Origin of the sequence: Leptolyngbya sp. FACHB-541 (assembly GCF_014695875.1) — a bacterium.
Taxonomy (GTDB): Bacteria; Cyanobacteriota; Cyanobacteriia; order Elainellales; family Elainellaceae; genus JAAUTN01.
This window is the reverse complement of the sequence record NZ_JACJPC010000128.1, coordinates 25,607-43,212: the sequence shown is the minus strand read 5'-3', so window position 1 is coordinate 43,212 and position 17,606 is coordinate 25,607. Positions and strand designations below refer to the sequence as shown.

Here is a 17,606-nt window from a genome sequence, read left to right as displayed (position 1 = left end):
TTGGGCTTGAAAGATGACACAGGGGCAAAGTCTACCAAAAGCAAAGACACCATCTGTAATGCTGTCAAGGGAATCTCATGACAGAACTCACACAGGCTATCCTGTTGTCACCTTCTAGAAGGGACAGCTACTCAATTCAGCCCTCTTCTCGTTTCTTGCCGTCTTTATGGGAACCCATTAACCCGGAGCCATCTCCCTCAAAGTGGTTTACTTCAGATGGACAGCGGCGTGTAGTGGTTGTTGCTGGACTCGCAGTGGCTGTGACTTCTGCAAACCTGGCACAAATCTTGAGCCGCGCCCCCGAATATGAGGGAAAGTTCCAGATTTCCGTGGAGCCTGCGATCGCCAACCGTTCTCCTCAAGCCCAAGCCCTGAGCAATGGCTATGAGACAGCGGTTCCTACGATTGATTATGATACTCAAATCGAGGTTTTAAGGAGTGCAGCACTCCTTAGCCCGGTCGTTGAACAGCTTCAAGCGCAAGACATTGAGCTTGACTATGATGCTTTGAGCCGCAACTTGCACATTGCCCAGCTTGAAGCACCAGGAATGTTGGAGATTACCTATCGCGATGCAGATCCTGAAACGGTTCAGGTTGTTCTAAACCAGGTTGTGGATGCTTACCTGAACTATGGACAACAGTGTCAATCAGGTGCATGTAAAGGACTCGAATTTGTTGATGCCCAGATTCCTCAGGTGCAGCAAAGGGTGGAAGATTTGCGTCAGCAGCTACAGGGGTTTCAGCAACAGCATGGCTTAAGCGATCCAGATGCCCAAGGGCAACGCTTGTCTGCTTTTTCTCGCGAAATTGCAAACCAGCAGGCAACCTTGCAAACAACTCTGCCGAAGATTCGCAGCAGTCAGGTAATGTTACAGCAGCAAATGGGTTTGCCTGATTCGGCGATCGCCGAAACTTTGTTAAATCAGTCATCTAGCTATCAAACGCTGCTCGACCAGCTCCGAACCGTAGAGTTAGAAATTGCCCAAGAATCGACTCGCTTCCAAGTGAATGCTGAAAAAGTCGAGTCTTTGCAGCAAGAGCATCGTGAGTTGCAGCTACAAATGCGTCTGGAAGCTCGACAGATTGCACTCAGTTACTTATCCACCAATCCCACGATTGCACTCACAGAGTCGGTGGAAATGCCTGTTTCACCAGAAATGGCCCTACGTTGGATTGAAACCACTCAATACCTCCAGGTTCTAGAAATTCGTCAACAGTCCCTTGAACGAGCGGAAACGCTGCTGGTCCAGCAAACGGAACAGTGGGCAGCGCTGTCTCGTCAACACTCACAAGTGGAACAGGAGTTGCACACTGCCACTAGCACTTTAAACCAGTATCTTGTGAAGCGGCAAGAGCTAGAACCGCAGGCTGCTCAGCAGAAAATTGCCTGGGAAGTCATTGCTCCACCAGAATTAATTCACGATCAAACAGGTCAACCTGCACCCACAATTTCCAATCTCCAGCGTGATTTAAGTGCAGGAATTGCCTTTAGCATGTTGCTTGCGACTGGAGCGGCGATCGCCCTTGACAGACGTAAATCCCTTAACTCTGCTATTCAAACTAAAACTACTATCACTCACCTTGACATCCAATCCAGGCTGGCAATGCTGGCGCGGTACGTTGGTTTGAATACAGAACAACACACCAAAGGGCAAACTATGCTGACTAACTGCTATCCCATGTTGAGACTGCCAGAAGGATCTCAGCAATCACAACCCGTTCAATTCCAAGCAGATGCTCACTCGCATCAATCGGATTGGACTTCGGCACCCCTAACCATTACTGCAGAACTAGTTTCTGAAGAGTCGGCTTCCGAACCTAAACTCGTTTTCGCAATCTAGGTATAAACTGCTACGATGCTGATGATTTCTCAAGGATTGAGCTTAATGCTTGAGGCGATCGCAATTCTTACGCATCTCTTCATGAAATAGGATGTGAAAGGATGAGTATGTTCACGTAATTCGGTATATTTTGTTAGTGTGGATCAGTGGTTGACGAGCAGCTAAACCATTGCTTACTCGCTCTACCGCTGCTTGAAGTATTCACTTTTGAGTTGCAAAAGCTACGAAGCAGCCTACTTAGGGTTGAGCTCAAAAATTCTTGTCAACTGTGCCCAAATCCGACTTAACTTCAAAATAATCTTCCGGATAGGCTAGTGGTTTTACGTAGACATAGATAGTTAGACATTGTTCAAGTTTGTGCTCAATGTCGTTCATTACCCCTCCATCTACCTTCTCTCTGGTGCTGAACTGCCACAGCTATTGCTAATTACATTCCTGAATGTGTGTTGCAACTTCAGGACAACTTAGCAAACAGGACTTCTACCATTAACCTCAATTTCTTTTGCAAACACACGTTTGGTCAAAGAGGTCTGTTATTGACCTTTTCACAGGGTGGCTGAACCGTAGCGGACGCATTTAACGCTGCATCCAAAAGCAAAAAAACAGTTATTGGATAGAGGAGTCATACTGTGAAACCACCCCTTAAAAAGGTGAGTGTGGTCAATTCCCCCGTTACCGCTTCACCATTCGACGAGCAAATAAAAGTAATTTTGGAATGGGCTAGCAAACATCTCAGTAAAGTTGTTTGTGTCGCTAACGTTCACATGGTGACAGAGGCGTATTTAAACCAGGACTTTAGCAAGGTTCTCAAAAGCGCTGATCTGGTTACACCGGATGGAATGCCGCTGGTCTGGATGATGAAACTGTTGGGAGTGCGAGATCAAGACCGCGTCGCAGGTTTAGACATCCTACTAGCTCTTTGTAAAGCTGCTCCCTCAACTGATGTCGGACTGTTCTTTGTAGGTTCTGAGACGCCTATCCTTGATCAGATGAGAGCAAAGCTAAATCAAGAATTTCCTGACCTACAAATTGCTGGAATGGAACCGTTACCCTTCCGACCCCTTACACCAGCGGAAGATGAGGCGTTGATTCAAAAAATTAATGCGAGTGGTGCAGGTGTGGTTTTGGTGTCATTAGGCTGTCCAAAACAGGAACGCTGGATGGCAGAGCATAAGGACAAAATTCACGCGGTCATGATTGGCTTAGGTGGAGCTTTCCCAGTTTATGCAGGTATTTGCAAGAGAGCGCCGCGTTGGGTTCGAGAAATGGGTCTGGAGTGGTTCTATAGACTCATTCAAGAACCTCGTCGGCTCTGGAAACGCTACAGCACGACGATTCCTCTGTTTTTGTGGTTGGCGACAAAGCAGTTGATTAAACAACCCAAAGTGTTGTTACGCTCTCAAGGGTAAACCAGCAATTCTTTGAAGTCACATACTCACTAATAAACAAGGGGCCTATGCTCCTTGTTTTTGCGCGATCGCCCATTCTACAGTTGCAGCTATACAGGTTAGGAAAAAGAGGGGAGGCAGGGCTAAGCCCTGCCTCCCCTCTTTTTCCTAACTTAAATAACTTGCCGATTTTTGTTTGCTAAACGTAGGGGAAAAACTCTTTAGAACAACTTTAAGACCAAGAATTAAAAAACTAAGACCAAGAATTAAAAAATTAAGAATGTGTCCTACTTAATGAAAACTTGTCCCTGATTTTAATGGAGAAGAGGTGAATATACTGACTAGTCAACTTACGAGGAACATTTGATAAATAAGTGGTTTCTTTAACAAGAGGACGGTGAGTGTAAAAATACCGTGAAACCACGCAATATGTCTTGTGGCTACAGTACAGTCACATACAATTGACTTATTGCAAGATGCGTTTTTTTAAGCCCTACGTATTTCTCTCAGGTGCTAATTCTCTACCCAAGGTGCGCCGCTAGCTACGAAGCTTTTAAGACTATTCGCAAAGAATAGCTTACGAAAACTTCGGTAGCTGACTCAGGTTCAACCATTACCCTTCAACCCGAACAAGCACACACACTAGGTAGGTTAAGCATGAATTTCAAATCATTTGCTCTTAAGACCGCGATCGCTGCCACTGTACTCACAGGCTCCACACTAGCGGTTTCTCCTGCTGAAGCTCTAGAGTTTGGTAGCCAACTAGATTTTACAGGATACGCTGTTGTTAGCCCAGAGAGTTTGGATTTCAAATTGTACAATGGCGCTGTAGATACCTTAACTGGTGAGGACATTGGTGAGTTTTCTGTTGCCGTTAGCGGTAAAACGGGTAGCTTCACCGGATTGCCATCTGTGAATCTTCCATTCCTCGGAGCAATAACGGTTGGTCAAGTCAAAGACATCTCCTCTGTAGCAAGCTTTACGGCTATTAACAACTTCTTGTACTTCGGTGAAAATAGCCCCTTCAACTTCAACCTAACTTCCTTTGCATATAACTCTACCAAAGAGTTGTATGAGTTTAGTGGACTTTTTGCTGACAACACCATAGGAACTGGTCGTCTAACCACTCAATTCATGGGGAATAATCAGAATAGCTACTCCGTCACTATCGTCGCAGGCAATGAAATTCCCACTCCTGCTCTGCTCCCCGGTTTGATCGGCATGGGTGCAGCTGTGCTGCGGAAGCGTAATGCTGAAGAGAATGAGCAGGTAGAAGCAGAAGCATAAATTGATTGGTGATCATATGCTCTGCCTTTAGAGACGGTCCTTTAAACGTTAGTTCCTCTGTGTAGGTAACTAATAACTACTCCATTTGGAACTGTTCTACTAGTCAAGGTTGGTAGGGATAGCTGTTTTGGAAGCCGTTCCGACGCAGCTATTCCTCCCTTTAACTTTTTCTAAGTTTGTATGTTGCAGTCCAGTTTACAGCAGTTTTTTCCCCTACCAATCCTTTAACTTCTATGGCAAGTATCTCTGCCCCCAACTTTGCTCACCCCTACGCTGCCAGAAACCTCTGCCGCATTGTTGGGTTCACCTGTCTGGCTGGTTTTTTGTTTGATTTACTGTTGCTGGCACTGCCACCTAACCTCGGTAGCCTGGAATGGCGGGTTGGGTTTATGCAGCAAATTGGCGATCGCAGCATCATCTTACTCTTTGGCGCAGCTCTCACGATGTTTGGCAGCCTTGATAGTCGCCAATGGCTGAAGCAATTGGCAATGGGCTGTTTAATTATTGGTGTTGTCTTTCACCTTTCCTGCATTTTGCTTTTGCGAGATAGTCTGGTTCTACAACAGCAGGCGATCGCTAACATTTCTACCCAAGCTGCTGAACTGCAAACGCAACTAGAAGCATCTGAAAATGACCCGGCGGCGGCTGAAGTCAGTCCAGAGGAGCGACAGCAAGTTAACCAAATGCTCACAACTCGTGCCGAGACGCTTAGACAAAACGCTAGAACTGGAATTTTGAAAGCTGGACTTTCTACTGTCGGTAACCTGGTTGTGATTGGAATTGGGCTAGTTAGCCTAGGACGCTACGGAATGCGACAGCGTTAATAGAGATAAGACGATTTCATGTTAGAAATACCCGCTGCCGGGACGAACAGACGTTCGTCCCGGCAACTAATTTGTTAACCTACAGCTGGCGATCGCGTTCGGTCTTTAAGGAATCAGATCTGCGACTTCTTTGAGGAGTTGCAGATCTTTGCTTTTGGCATCGCATCCTGTCTTTGGAGATCCGGAGGATGCGATTGCCGTTCGTCTACTCTAGACTTACTGGAGTAGCGAGCGGACTCATAATGGATGTAATGGTGGAAGCCAGAGGGCTAGAAAAGTGCTTTGGCAAGACAAAAGCTTTACAGGGCATTAATCTCTCGGTGCCTCCTGGGTCAGTGTTGGGGGTGCTAGGGCCAAATGGAGCAGGTAAAACCACAACAATTAATTGCCTGACAACCCTACTCAAGCCTGATAAAGGGTATGCCACGATCGCCGGGTACGATGTCATTAAACAGCCCGCTGCGGTGCGATCGCTAATTGGCGTAACGGGTCAGTTTGCAGCGGTTGATGAAGAATTGACTGCCCGCGAAAATCTAATTCTGTTTGGGCGATTGCTGCGACTCTCTGCCAACACGGCAGCAAAACGGGCAACAGAGCTGCTTGAACAGTTTGAGCTACTAGAGGCAGGCAATCGCCGGGTCAAGGAATTTTCGGGTGGAATGCGTCGTCGCTTGGACTTAGCAGCCAGTATTGTAGCTGAGCCGCTGGTGCTGTTTTTGGATGAACCAACTACGGGGCTTGACCCACGCAGCCGTCGTCAACTCTGGGATATGGTTGTCGCGCTAAAAAAACGCGGTATCACCATTTTTTTAACCACGCAATATTTAGAAGAAGCAGACGAGCTTGCCGATCGCATTGTCGTGATCGATCGCGGCACCGTTATTGCAGAAGGCACTTCTGATGATCTAAAAAATCGCGTCGGTGGGACATTCTGCAAACTGGAACTGGCAGACCCCAAGGATGAGCCAAAAGTGAGACGAGCGCTATCTGGGTTAGGGGATATTGCAGGCACCGAAACACTTACTCTGGCTGCACCCGATGGTGTCACAACTTTATCTGAAGTGGTTCGTCGGGTGGATGCTATCGGCATTACCCTGGCTGATATTTCTCTCTGTCGTCCCAGTTTGGATGATGTGTTTTTTGCCCTGACCGGACACACCACAGGAGAAACCATATGACTGCGATCGACTTGCAGGCTAAAGCCAAACAACTGGTGAAGGTTCGGTGTGAAGCCGGAATTAGTAGAGCGATCGCCGATAGTTTCATCATTGGTCAGCGCAACTTAATTCGACTGAGTCGCCAGCCAGCCGTCATTACTGGTGTGTTAGTCTTTCCTATTGTGTTTCTGACTGCCTTCCTGCTTGCATTTGAGCGATCGATGTCGGCTCAAAACATTGATTACATTCAATACCTGGTGCCCATTATCACGCTTCAAGCGATGTTTTTTACCGCAATGAATTCTGCTAGCAACCTGGCAGGTGATATTGATACAGGAATGCTGCAACGCTGTCGGGCAATGCCGATCTCACGGGCGGCTGTTCTAGGTGGGCTACTAATTGCCTACTTAGTCAGGGCAATTGTCACGATCGCCATTCTACTTCCCGTTGCTTACCTTTATGGTTTTCGGTTTCAGGCAGGGGTGTTGTCTGCGATCGGATACATTTTACTCACTTTATTCTTTACCACCGTCGCTGTCACTGGCTACTCTCTCCTCGCTTTGGGGCTAAAGAAACCTGATCTGGTGCAATCTCTTGTGATTGTTCCTTATGCTCCTTTTCTATTGCTTAGCAGTGGATTTAGCCCTGCCGAAAACTTTCCAAATTGGCTTCAGCCCTTTGTCATAGCTCAACCCGTGAGTCATATTGCAGCGGCTCTCAGGGCACTGGCTAGTGGTGAACCACTGCTGCTTCCGTTGCTGTGGTCGATCGGCTGGTTAATTGTGCTGTTATTTGGATTCGGATTTACTGCGATCTGGCTTTACCGGAGGATTTCCTGATGACGCTTCCTTTGAATGCCGCTCAACTGGTTGAAATCCGACAAGAAGGTGGACTCTTTCGCGACCTGCATGACATTGCCATTGTGACTCAGCGCAACCTACTATTAGATCTGAGAAATCCGGCTGTGATCATTGGTTCAACTGGTTTTCCTATTTTCCTGATGCTTATCTTTACAGCCAGTTTTGCAAAGGTTGTGGTGCCAAATGGCTCTTACACAGACTACGCACAGTTTTTGGTACCACTTAGCACAATTCAGGGATTGTTGTTTAGCACGATCAATACAGGAACCGCACTCTACTATGACCTTAGAAGCGGCATGGTATCTCGACTTCGCACCTTGCCCATCGCCCGTTCTGCCGTGTTAGCCGGACGCATTTTAGGTGGGGCCGGACGGCTCCTCGTTCAGGTCACTTTCATCACTTTAGTGGGACATTTAATCGGATTTCGCTTCCAAAATGGATTCATCAACAGTCTGCTCTATCTACTCCTTCCTGTCGTCTTCACCTCTGCTTTTTCCTGGGTGGCAGTCTTTCTAGCCGTAAAAGCCAAATCTGCTGAAACCGTTCAGGCGGCCATGGCTCCCTGGTTGTTGCCACTCACTTTTCTTAGCATTGGCTACGTCCCCAAAGAAGGATTTCCCGAATGGGTTCAGGGGTTTGTGTCCCTCAATCCCGTTTCTGCTGTAGCTCAAGCCATGCGAGGGCTATCATTCGGTGGCCCTTATGTTGAATATGTGATTCAGTCCTTACTGTGGAGTGCAGCGCTGACTGCCGTATTTAGCACTCTGGCGATTCGGGCGTATCAGAAACGTAATTCGTAAGATTGTGTCGCAATAGTTGGGCCTGCTGGGTAATCAATTCCCAGTTTTGAGTGGCGATCGCCTCCTCGGGAAACAACTGCCCCGATAGCCCCACTGCGATCGCCCCTGCATCCAAAAATGACCTGGCATTCTGGATTGTTACGCCACCTGTTGGAATCAGGGGGATGTTGCCCAATGGACCCTGCAAGCTGCGAATATAGTCAGCTCCTCCTAGGGCCTGCACCGGAAATACTTTCACGCTCGCGGCACCGGCTTGCCAGGCCGTAACAATTTCTGTGGGTGAAAATGCCCCTGGAATAATCGGTACCTGTTGGGCAACTGCCACCTCAATTAGATTCAAATCGACATGCGGGGTAAACAAAAACTCAGCTCCAGCGGCGATCGCATCTTTTAATTGGTCAAGCGTGAGTAAAGTACCTGTACCAATTACACAATCGGGTAACTCATCCCGCAACTGTTGAATCAGCTCACCTGCGCGATCGCTATTCCAAGTAATTTCAATTAGTTTCATATTTGCAGCGGCGATCGCTCTAGCCATACTAAGTCCCAAACTTAACTGGGGTACCCGAATGACGGCGATCGCCCGCTGCTGTTGCACCAAATTCTGCCAAGCGCTCTTAAACATACCTCTAAAAACAAAATTTGTTGGCTAAAGACCAAACCACATTACTGCGTCTACCTTTTAGCCTAGTTGTCACTTCAATAATTGAGACTTTGCTCCGAAATTTAACAAGTGCCACGTCAGCCAGGCGGGAGATGAATCGCAGTCAGCATTTTCATAACCTAGACGGGTATAGACCGAAGTTTAGTTTTAGGAAGAACAACATGGCTTTAGTTAAATTCAAAGAAGCTTATCCAGATTATCGCAATAGCTTTGGCGATAGCGATGCAATTCCATTTGATTCATTCAACGTTTACAGCCAAAACGACGAGCAAATTGGCTCTGTTAAAGACGCTCTAATTGACGAGCAAGAAGGACGCTTTCGTTATTTAATCGTAGACACAGGTTTTTGGGTTTTTGGCAAGAAAGTCTTACTGCCCATCGGTATGGCTCGTTTTGACTATGACGCACGTCGGATCTATGTAGATGGCTTGACCAAGGATCAGGTAGAAAATCTACCCGCATTCACCGATGACCTCAAAGTCGATCAGGATTACGAAGAGAGCGTGAGAAGTGGATATCGTCCTCTTGCCGCTCAATCCAGTACGCAACCCGGCATGCAACCCGTTGATGCAGGCACGAAGCCACTCACAGGCACGGCTGCTATGGGCGCTTCAGCTGTCGATAGTACCTACGATCGCGATGCCTATAGCTACGATCGCGACCACGCTCTGTACAACCGCAACGAAATTGAAGATCAGCCACTACGTCTTTATGAAGAGCGTCTAGTTGCCAACAAGACCCGCGTTAAAACTGGTGAAGTAGCAATTGGCAAGCACGTTGAGACCCAGACTGCACGAGTATCAGTACCCGTTGATAAGGAGCGAGTAGTCGTTGAGCGCACTACCCCCACCGACGCGACCCGCACTGCGGTAGGTGCCCACGACTTCAGTGAGGGAGAAGTAGCACGGATGGAAGTTTACGAAGAAACTCCTGATATCCGCAAGGAAGCCGTAGTTCGGGAAGAAGTCCAGATCCGCAAAGAGGTCGACCATGAAACCGTCGAAGCTCAAGAAGATATTCGTCGTGAAGAACTGGATATCGACACCCAAGGACGACCCATCGTTGAGCGCTCTGACCGCCCCGGACGCTCGGTATAAAACGGACTCCCCTAGCCAATCGTGTCTCTAGGTAAAACCTGGAGACATCTCTAGCGGAACTCTACCTTCCAACAAGATAAGATCCAGAATTTCTAAACTGGCATCTTAGGGTGGAGTCTTAAGTGAAGAAAACCCTGAGTGGTGTAGGTTAGTCCTGCACCACTTGAACTCATTTTTGGTCAAGCGAACCTATTTGGCTGTAAGGCTGACGAATATAGAACGGAGAATAGCATGGCTCTTTATAAAATCGAAGATTTTCATCCCAACTATCGAAACGAGTTGTTTGGTGGCGAAGACATCAAAGGTCTCAATATCTACACCGAACAAGATGAAAAAGTAGGAACGGTTAGTACTGCTCTGGTAGATGAAGATGGGCGATTTCGCTATCTAGTGATGGATACAGGCTTCTGGATCTTTGGCAAGAAGGTGCTGTTGCCAGTTGGGCGGTTTCGTAGCGATCCGCGATCGCAGCGCATCTATCTAAAAGGGCTCTCTCGCCAGCAAGCAGAGCAGCTGCCTGAATATGATGAACACATGACTGTCGATTATGACTATGAAGAGCAGGTGAGAGGCGTTTACCGGACCGCTCCATTAGAGAATGGGGTTCCGCTAGAGAGAATGCCAACGGAAACTCGGACGGCTGCGGTTTCCGCTCCCCAACCAAGTGAGCGCGTCAGAAACAATATTCCTCCTGCCCAGCCGGTAGTCAACCCGCCTGTGAGCAACACAACTACCTCAACTCCAGGGTTTGATCGGTTGGATAGGGATGCGGATCGCGATCGCACTCCTTATAATCGCAATACATACCGCTATGAGCAGGAACCCTCTCTGTACTCTATGAACGAGCAAGATCATCAAACCTTCAGGCTCTATGAAGAGCAGCTAGTCGCGAACAAAGACCGCCGTAAAGTTGGTGAGGTAAGTGTTGGTAAGCGCATCGAGACTGAGACTACTCAAGTTGCTGTCCCCGTGCAGCAGGAGCGCGTTGTAATTCAACATAACCCTACTGCAAACCGGGGTGTAGCCGTAACTTCAGGTGCTACCGACTTTCAGTCGGGTGAGGTGATGCGGGTAGACCTCTACGAGGAAACCGTTGACATTACCAAGCAGCCCGTGGTGCGCGACGAAGTGGTGATTCGGAAGGAAGTCCGGCAGGACACGGTGACCACTGAAGAAACGCTGCGCCGTGAGGAGCTAGACATCAACACAGCCGGTCGTCCATTGATTGATGAACGTCCGCTTCCTTAGCCCCTCAAGACAACATTACGTCTGTACCAATCTCCTTTACTCCCCTCCCGGTTGAGGATTAGGTACTAAAACAGGAATGCACCCCCGTGACGCGGGGGTGCATTCCTGTTTTAGTGGGAAAGAAGTATATGCGTGGCACTACAAGCTTTGTCACTTTTGGGAAAGAAATTTCCCTCGTTCCTCTTGTTCGAGAGTAATGGAAGAGAGATAACAAGGGGCGATCGCGCTATACGCTAAGCGTTGTATCTGCCTGGTTTAGCCCTACTGCACCGGAGTAAACCAATCCCCTTTGCATGTCGAGCGTGAGAATTGTCCCATCTCGAATTACCTCAGTTGCATTTTTAACACCCACAATCACCGGAACCCCCAAGCGCAAACCGATTACGGCGGCGTGGCTGGTGAGGCTGTCGTCTTCAGTTACAATCCCCGAAGCTTTGCGAATTGCCTCTACAAAGTCAGCACTAGTGCCAGAGGCAACCAGAATCTCTCCAGGGTTAAAATTACCGACTTCCTTACTGCTGTGAGCAACTCTGGCACGTCCACTGATTGAACCTTGTCCAATGCCAATTCCCCGACCTAACACGGCAGTGACCACTTCAACTTTGATCAGATCCGTTGAACCTGCCACGCCTTGAAGTGTGCCCGCAGTCATCACCACCAAATCGCCCTCTGAGAGTAGTTGCTTTTCTTGAGCCACGTTCAGTGCTGCCTGAAAGGTTTGCCCGGTAGAGGGCAAATCCAACACAAGCAAAGGTTTTACTCCCCAGACAAGCTGGAGTTGGCGAGCTACATCCACATGGGGAGTAATGGCCAAAATGGGAGTGTGGGGCCGAAACTTGGATACATTTCGAGCCGTTGCTCCGGTTTTGGTCAGCGTCATGATGGCAGCGGATTTAAGCTGCTCAGCAATGCGTCCCACCGCCTGGCTGATCGCATTGGGAATCGATCGCCCCGGTGCGCTTTCTGCATTCCTGTTCAGGGGTTGGTCTTGCTCAATGCGAGTGGCGATGCGAGCCATCGTTTCTACTGCCTGAATCGGATATTTGCCGACCGCTGTCTCGTTAGAAAGCATGACCGCATCGGTTCCGTCCAAAATGGCATTTGCCACATCTGAAATTTCTGCCCTTGTCGGGCGAGGGCTTTGAACCATGCTGTCCAGCATTTGAGTGGCCGTAATCACCGGAATACCCAAACGGTTAGCGGTGGCAATCAGCCGCTTTTGCAACAGCGGAACTTCTTCGGCAGGCAGTTCTACTCCCAGATCGCCTCTGGCAACCATCACTCCATCGCAGATCGACAACACAGCTTCCATTTGCTCGATCGCCTCGTGCTTTTCGATTTTGGCGATCACAGGAACGTTTTTGCCTGCGCTAGAGATTAATTCTTTGATTTCTAGAATGTCTTGAGGATTGCGAACAAAGCTCAGTGCGACCCAGTCCACGCCCTGGTCTAGCCCAAACGTCAGGTCAGTTCTATCCTTGTCGGTAAGTGCCTTGATCGAAAGGTAAACCCCTGGGAAATTTACGCCTTTGTTGTTGGACAGCACTCCACCCACAACCACACGGCAGTGAAGTTCTTTGTTTGTCTTGTCTACCTTGTTTACAATCATCTCGACGCGACCATCATCCAGCAAAATCGTTGCGCCTTCTGGAACTTCGTCTGCCAAGGGTTTGTAGGTTACAGAGCTAATTTCCTGGCTTCCAGGCAAAAGCCGACTGGTAAGAATAAATGGGTCGCCCTTCTGTAAGGTAATGGAACCATTTTCAAACTTGCCCAGACGAATTTTGGGACCCTGTAAATCTTGCAGAATTCCAACGGGTTGGTTAAGCTCAAACGAAATTTGGCGAATCAGGCGAATGCTTCGCTGGTGGTCTTCATGAGTGCCGTGAGAGAAATTGAGTCGTAGTGTGGTTGCCCCAGCTTCAATCAGGTCGCGCAAAACTTCTGGACTGCTAGTGGCTGGCCCGATAGTAGCTACTATTTTGGTTCGACGGATAGAGTGTTGCAGTTGCATAGAGTTGCCAGAAGTAAGTAGAAATTCTAGAGGCAGAATTGCCAGGTTTCACGGGTTTGGTCTGGAGCGACGATTGCTTGGTAGAGGCTAGCTCGTCTCTGAAGGAAAGACATTCAGGATGGAGAGGCAGGGTGGAGAGGCAAGAGGGATAGTATCATGTTTGGCGATCGCCTTCAGCATGAAATTCCCCACCCTCAGACTGAGAATGGGGAGGTGGGCACCAATTTATTAGGAGATCATCTAGCGAAAACTGTCGGGGTTGAGCTGTGGACTAGATTGAGCAGGGGTGCCGCCTTGTAGTCTGGTTCCGGTGCCACCATCAGCCTGGTCCAGGAAGGGACGCAGGTTGATGCTGTCAGTGCTTGAGTTGCTGCGTCTCGAACCCGGTAAGTCAATATCCAGCGCCTCTCCGATGCGGTTGAGGATGCCATCATCACCGCCAGTGAAAGTTGTAACGGAGTCGGTTTGCTGACCTCTATCTGCAACTGCCAGGTTTTCAAAGACGCGGTTGCGCATTACCAATGGATCTTGTCCAGGAGGCACGGTCAATACAATTCGGCAAGATGCATCTTGCTGAGTAGTGACGCAAATGGTGTTGTAGCCGTTTTCTACGCCTGTCTGCATTTCTAGCAAGCCGTCAGGACGGTAGGACTCTAGGCGACGGCTAATCTCACTGCAGCGTCGTTCTTCCGTCCAACCGCCACCTAGCTCAGTTGGAGTAGCCCAGGCATAGGCTTGCCCAGGTTGGCTTTGGGGATAGTACATCACAGTATATTGTCCGTTGATGGACTGGCAGGCAAAGCGGGTGCTGCTGGTGATGTCCGGTTGGGGAGTGGTTTGGGCGATCGCCCCTCCTGCTAGCCCCATTGCCAGCCCTACAGACAAGCTGATTCCTCGTCGTAATCGTGTTGTGAGTGTTTGACGTGACCCAAACAGGGATAATGGCATATTATGAAGTCCTTTTAGGTTAATGAACGCTATCTTCTTAAACTCGTTTTTGGGCAAATTTTGGGGCAAAAGTTAGGCAAACTGGGGCGGGGAGAGGAAGCGAATCCCAGAATTGGTTTCCACTAGTTTAGCTAGTTGGTTTGGTTAAGTGGCGCGATCCAGAAAGCTAGCACAAGCTTCTCCATCTTCTGAGGACGAGAACAATCTCAGCAAAGTGCCTCAGATCTACAATTTTTCGCTTTTACTTAGGCTTGTGCAGAAGCGCTAAATCGCAGCTTGATAAAATAGAGCTGTTTCTAGGTGCCGCTTTTGAGCAATCTGTCTTAAGAGTATCTTTAGCATTCATTAGGTGCAGTTATGGAATGGCCCCAAAAATCTCGTAAAGTTATATGACGAAAGGTCTGTGTCTCTTGTTACACTATTTTGTGGAGAAGGAAATGGCGGAAACGTCAATATTCCGTTAACCCCTGCCGATTTGGGAACGCGCAGTTTGGGTTTCTTCCAATGAAAAGACAACGTGATTGACTATCTCTTGGGCTGGCTTGGAATCAAGTCAGCTTTTTTGTAGAGGCTAGGGGCCAGTACCGAACCCCGAACCTCGAACCTCCCACCTATAGTTCCTTAGTTCCTTCCGGAACCTTAGCCCCTAGCCCCTCTTCTAAAGCTGAGGCAAAATCTGCGGCAGCAGATGCCCAGGAACTTTAGAGAGGGCTAGGTTTTGTCCTTGAATGCCGAACTGATTGTAGAAGGCGCGGATGGTTTGCAGGAGACAACTCAAGGCAGTTTGGCTGAATTCGGGTTTTTGCTGCCAGCCCTGTAGCGCTTGTAGATGGTGATGTAGTGAAGCTTCCAGATGATTTGATCGAGCTGGAGCTTCAGCTGAAACGTGAGGATCGCTGGCGATTTGATAGTGGGCTAAGCCCAGGTTATTGTGAGTGGCGTTGAGGTCAAAGTTGAGCGGGATGGGCTGAGAAGATTTAGCCAGTTTTTCGGCAGCGATAAGAGTTGCTTTGTAAGCAGCGATCGCCTGCTCTAGATAGTCCAACCGGGCTTCAGCGTCATCTTTCATATGATTCGCCATGTGCCAGTAGGCTGTACCGAGATTGTTCTGGGTGGCGGCAAAGGCGGCTGGGGCGACTTCCAGGGTGCGATATTTCAATGCCATGCGATAGGCTCCTAGAGCTAGCCCCAGCCAGTCTTTTGGCTGTTCTTGCTGAGCCAGATTCCAGTAAGCGGTGCCCAGGTTGTTTTGGATCATCGCGTAGTTGAGCGGCTCTTGCTTGGGATTGTAGTAGCGCAGAGCCTCTGAATAGGCAGCGATCGCCTGCTTCAAATTCACCTTGGGCTGTTGGTGTTGCGCCAGGTTCCAGTAGGTGGTGCCCAAATTGTTTTGCGTCGAGGCATAGCGCAATGGCTCTACATCTGCTTTGCGATAGCGCAATGCCTGCTGGTATGCCTGAACCGATCGCTGAAGATTCTCGGCAGGTTCCTGATACCGCGCCAGATCAGCGTAGGCCGCTCCCAGATTGTTTTGAATCATTGGGAAAGTTTGAGGCTGAGCCTGGGGATCAACCTTCGTCAGGGCAAGCTGATAGGCTTGAATGCCCTGCTGCAAGTAAGGTAATGCTTGATCGGGGGAAAGGGGCGATCGCGACAGCATCCAGTAGAGGTTGCCCAGGTCGTTCAGGATGTCTGCCCACTGGTTTGAAGTTTCGTCGAGGCAGAGCAACACCTGCTCATACGCCTGGATCGCGATCATCAGGTTTTGAGGAGAAGCGTCACCCTGCTCGATGCGATCGCGATAGAGGTTGCCCAGCGTTCGATAGGCATTTGCCAACACTGCTGGAGGAGCCTGTTGCTGATGCAGCAATTCAATCTGCTGCAACAAAGGCAATGGCTGCACCGCTTCACTTGCTCCTGGGGGCACTTGAATGCGGGCTTGAGATTCGGCTAATTTACCCTGCTTGGGGGTCGAAGTCGTCACAACTAGCTGCTGGCTCGGTTTGCTTCCCGTCTGAACTTGGGGTGGTCTAGCCTGAGCAGGTTGATCCACCGCAGCATCAGATTTTACTGGTTGACGCGGCGCAGGGGTAGCAGCAGGAGGTTGAGTTTTGGCAGCAGGTGGTTGGGCTGGAGGGGCGACGCGGGGTGGGACGGTCGGCGCAGTCTGGGCGGGACGCGCACTGGGGGTCGCACCTGGAGATTGATTTCTACCTGTTGGAGCGGCAGGTGAGGTGACAAGTTGATGTGGAGCTGTCCCCGTGCCGTTTGAGTTTGCAGGGCGATCACCAGGGCCAGGTTGAGGTGCTTTTGCACGAGAAACTGGGGGTGCGGCTGCGTTAGCCTGGTCTAGTTTTGCCAGATCCCGATCCAGTGCATCCCAAAGCGATTCTGATTCAGTTGCTTGAGACTGCGGCAAACCATTAGTTTTGGCGATCGCCGGAACAGTTTTTTGAGGTGATGCTTGGGCCGCTTGAGCCGCAGTCGCAGCGATCGCCTCTTGAGGACGCGTCCGAGGTTGAGGAATAGATGCGGCAGGCAGCGGCGTGGGATCGCCAACAAACTCAAACACTCCCGTGCGACAGCGCCAAAACTCTGGGGCAGACTGCGGCATAGAGCGAAACCAGGGACGCGGCATCCACAGCAGCAAGCTCGACTCCAGCACAGGTAAACTGCGCTCGATGCCCTGAAGATGCGTCAAAAAGAGACGCTGCACCGCAGCCGACTGGCGAGTCAGGTGTTCGATCCCCACAAACTGAAAGGCTGGCATTGGGGCGCGGCGGTTGCCCGTCTTGGGTGGCGGTGACTGAGACAGCCATTGAGCCACTTGCACAATTGGGTTAGGATCGCTCAAGCTCAAATCCAGCGTGACTAGACGAGGATAGCGCTGTCCGCCTGTTTCTGCAGCCCGATTGAGTGCCGTTGGAGAAGGATTTGCCAGTTCTGCCAAAAGCTGTGCCGCGAGGCGATCGCGCAAAGTCAGGTCATCACAGACTGCAATAAAAATCTGACGACGCAGATTCAAACTCAAAGCCAGTTTCAGGCATTGATAGGTCTGCTGGTTTAAGCCTAAAATTTTGCGAAAGGGGATGTCTGTCACGAGAAGATGCCGCAGGTCGAGAATGGGTTTGATAACCAGATTTGATAACCAGATCTGGAGCCAGAAATTTGGGAATCAGATAGGTTTCAGTCAATTTTGAATACTACGTAATGAAACCTATTTTCGTAGAACGCTACAGATGTGCCGTTTCTACAACAGTTTCTTCAGAAATGTGACTGAACTAGCTGGCTTCCGGCTAACTTGATAAAGGAGTTGGGGCAGTTAACAGATTAAGCTGTTATAAACCTCTTCAAGCCGATTGCCTTCAGGTCAGGACAAGAGTGCTGTATCTGAGGTAAGTCAGTTTTACGCCATTTCGCTTCCCCTTCCTGAAACTGAAATAGCCCTATCAAACGCTGCACAGGGGTGTTTATCGAA

The 17,606-nt window shown here is 49.3% G+C and carries 13 protein-coding genes; 9 read left to right on the top strand and 4 right to left on the bottom strand.

The window, feature by feature from the left end; translation table 11 throughout:
* Nucleotides 1–77: 77 nt before the first annotated feature.
* The 7 genes from H6G00_RS27725 to H6G00_RS27695 all read left to right on the top strand — a co-directional run bounded on the left by H6G00_RS27725 (nt 78) and on the right by H6G00_RS27695 (nt 8,157).
* A complete protein-coding gene (locus H6G00_RS27725; RefSeq protein ID WP_190799197.1) occupies nt 78–1,841 on the top strand; it encodes a hypothetical protein in 1,764 nt (587 codons plus the stop codon).
* Nucleotides 1,842–2,470: 629 nt separating this feature from the next.
* On the top strand, nt 2,471–3,250 hold the full coding sequence (locus tag H6G00_RS27720) for a WecB/TagA/CpsF family glycosyltransferase (RefSeq protein ID WP_190644298.1): 780 nt from the start codon (nt 2,471–2,473) through the stop codon (nt 3,248–3,250).
* Between the two features lie 636 nt (nt 3,251–3,886).
* Complete coding sequence (locus H6G00_RS27715) at nt 3,887–4,516, top strand: PTPA-CTERM sorting domain-containing protein (RefSeq protein ID WP_190681245.1); 630 nt, start codon at nt 3,887–3,889, stop codon at nt 4,514–4,516.
* Between the two features lie 233 nt (nt 4,517–4,749).
* The gene (locus tag H6G00_RS27710; protein WP_190644300.1) at nt 4,750–5,340 is read left to right on the top strand and encodes an HpsJ family protein; all 591 of its coding nucleotides are present in this window, start codon (nt 4,750–4,752) and stop codon (nt 5,338–5,340) included.
* A gap of 242 nt (nt 5,341–5,582) precedes the next feature.
* Nucleotides 5,583–6,518, top strand: a complete 936-nt coding sequence (locus H6G00_RS27705; protein ID WP_190799196.1) for an ATP-binding cassette domain-containing protein — start codon at nt 5,583–5,585, stop codon at nt 6,516–6,518.
* Complete coding sequence (locus H6G00_RS27700) at nt 6,515–7,336, top strand: ABC transporter permease (RefSeq protein ID WP_190799195.1); 822 nt, start codon at nt 6,515–6,517, stop codon at nt 7,334–7,336. Before H6G00_RS27705 ends, H6G00_RS27700 begins: the two co-directional genes overlap by 4 nt.
* Entirely contained in the window at nt 7,336–8,157 is an 822-nt protein-coding gene (locus H6G00_RS27695) for an ABC transporter permease (protein WP_190681241.1), read from the top strand. Before H6G00_RS27700 ends, H6G00_RS27695 begins: the two co-directional genes overlap by 1 nt.
* Here the strand turns inward: H6G00_RS27695 and H6G00_RS27690 are convergent.
* Nucleotides 8,114–8,782 (bottom strand): bifunctional 4-hydroxy-2-oxoglutarate aldolase/2-dehydro-3-deoxy-phosphogluconate aldolase, encoded by a 669-nt coding sequence (locus H6G00_RS27690; protein WP_190681238.1) that lies wholly within the window; start codon nt 8,780–8,782, stop codon nt 8,114–8,116. The two genes, H6G00_RS27695 and H6G00_RS27690, sit on opposite strands and share 44 nt — an antisense overlap.
* A 200-nt stretch (nt 8,783–8,982) precedes the next feature.
* Here H6G00_RS27690 and H6G00_RS27685 point away from each other — a divergent pair, with 200 nt between their 5' ends.
* Together H6G00_RS27685 and H6G00_RS27680 are read left to right on the top strand one after the other, a co-directional pair.
* On the top strand, nt 8,983–9,918 hold the full coding sequence (locus H6G00_RS27685) for a DUF2382 domain-containing protein (RefSeq protein ID WP_190799194.1): 936 nt from the start codon (nt 8,983–8,985) through the stop codon (nt 9,916–9,918).
* Nucleotides 9,919–10,149: 231 nt separating this feature from the next.
* Entirely contained in the window at nt 10,150–11,166 is a 1,017-nt protein-coding gene (locus tag H6G00_RS27680; RefSeq protein WP_190799193.1) for a DUF2382 domain-containing protein, read from the top strand.
* Between the two features lie 226 nt (nt 11,167–11,392).
* Here the strand turns inward: H6G00_RS27680 and pyk are convergent, their stop codons facing one another.
* The 3 genes from pyk to H6G00_RS36855 form a co-directional block, all read right to left on the bottom strand.
* Nucleotides 11,393–13,180, bottom strand: coding sequence for a pyruvate kinase (pyk, locus tag H6G00_RS27675; RefSeq protein WP_190799192.1), 1,788 nt, complete (start codon nt 13,178–13,180; stop codon nt 11,393–11,395).
* A 240-nt stretch (nt 13,181–13,420) separates the two neighbouring features.
* Nucleotides 13,421–14,128, bottom strand: a complete 708-nt coding sequence (locus tag H6G00_RS27670) for a COP23 domain-containing protein (RefSeq protein ID WP_190799191.1) — start codon at nt 14,126–14,128, stop codon at nt 13,421–13,423.
* Between the two features lie 658 nt (nt 14,129–14,786).
* A complete protein-coding gene (locus tag H6G00_RS36855) occupies nt 14,787–17,228 on the bottom strand; it encodes a tetratricopeptide repeat protein (protein ID WP_199318749.1) in 2,442 nt (813 codons plus the stop codon).
* Between the last annotated feature and the right edge of the window lie 378 nt (nt 17,229–17,606).

Excerpts from the sequence above, each read along its gene's own strand:
- H6G00_RS27725 (WP_190799197.1), top strand. The coding sequence starts at position 78 with ATGACAGAACTCACACAGGCTATCCTGTTGTCACCTTCTAGAAGGGAC.
- H6G00_RS27715 (WP_190681245.1), top strand. The coding sequence starts at position 3,887 with ATGAATTTCAAATCATTTGCTCTTAAGACCGCGATCGCTGCCACTGTA.
- H6G00_RS27710 (WP_190644300.1), top strand. The coding sequence starts at position 4,750 with ATGGCAAGTATCTCTGCCCCCAACTTTGCTCACCCCTACGCTGCCAGA.
- H6G00_RS27705 (WP_190799196.1), top strand. The coding sequence starts at position 5,583 with ATGGATGTAATGGTGGAAGCCAGAGGGCTAGAAAAGTGCTTTGGCAAG.
- H6G00_RS27700 (WP_190799195.1), top strand. The coding sequence starts at position 6,515 with ATGACTGCGATCGACTTGCAGGCTAAAGCCAAACAACTGGTGAAGGTT.
- H6G00_RS27695 (WP_190681241.1), top strand. The coding sequence starts at position 7,336 with ATGACGCTTCCTTTGAATGCCGCTCAACTGGTTGAAATCCGACAAGAA.
- H6G00_RS27690 (WP_190681238.1), bottom strand. The coding sequence starts at position 8,782 with ATGTTTAAGAGCGCTTGGCAGAATTTGGTGCAACAGCAGCGGGCGATC.
- H6G00_RS27685 (WP_190799194.1), top strand. The coding sequence starts at position 8,983 with ATGGCTTTAGTTAAATTCAAAGAAGCTTATCCAGATTATCGCAATAGC.
- H6G00_RS27680 (WP_190799193.1), top strand. The coding sequence starts at position 10,150 with ATGGCTCTTTATAAAATCGAAGATTTTCATCCCAACTATCGAAACGAG.
- pyk (WP_190799192.1), bottom strand. The coding sequence starts at position 13,180 with ATGCAACTGCAACACTCTATCCGTCGAACCAAAATAGTAGCTACTATC.
- H6G00_RS27670 (WP_190799191.1), bottom strand. The coding sequence starts at position 14,128 with ATGCCATTATCCCTGTTTGGGTCACGTCAAACACTCACAACACGATTA.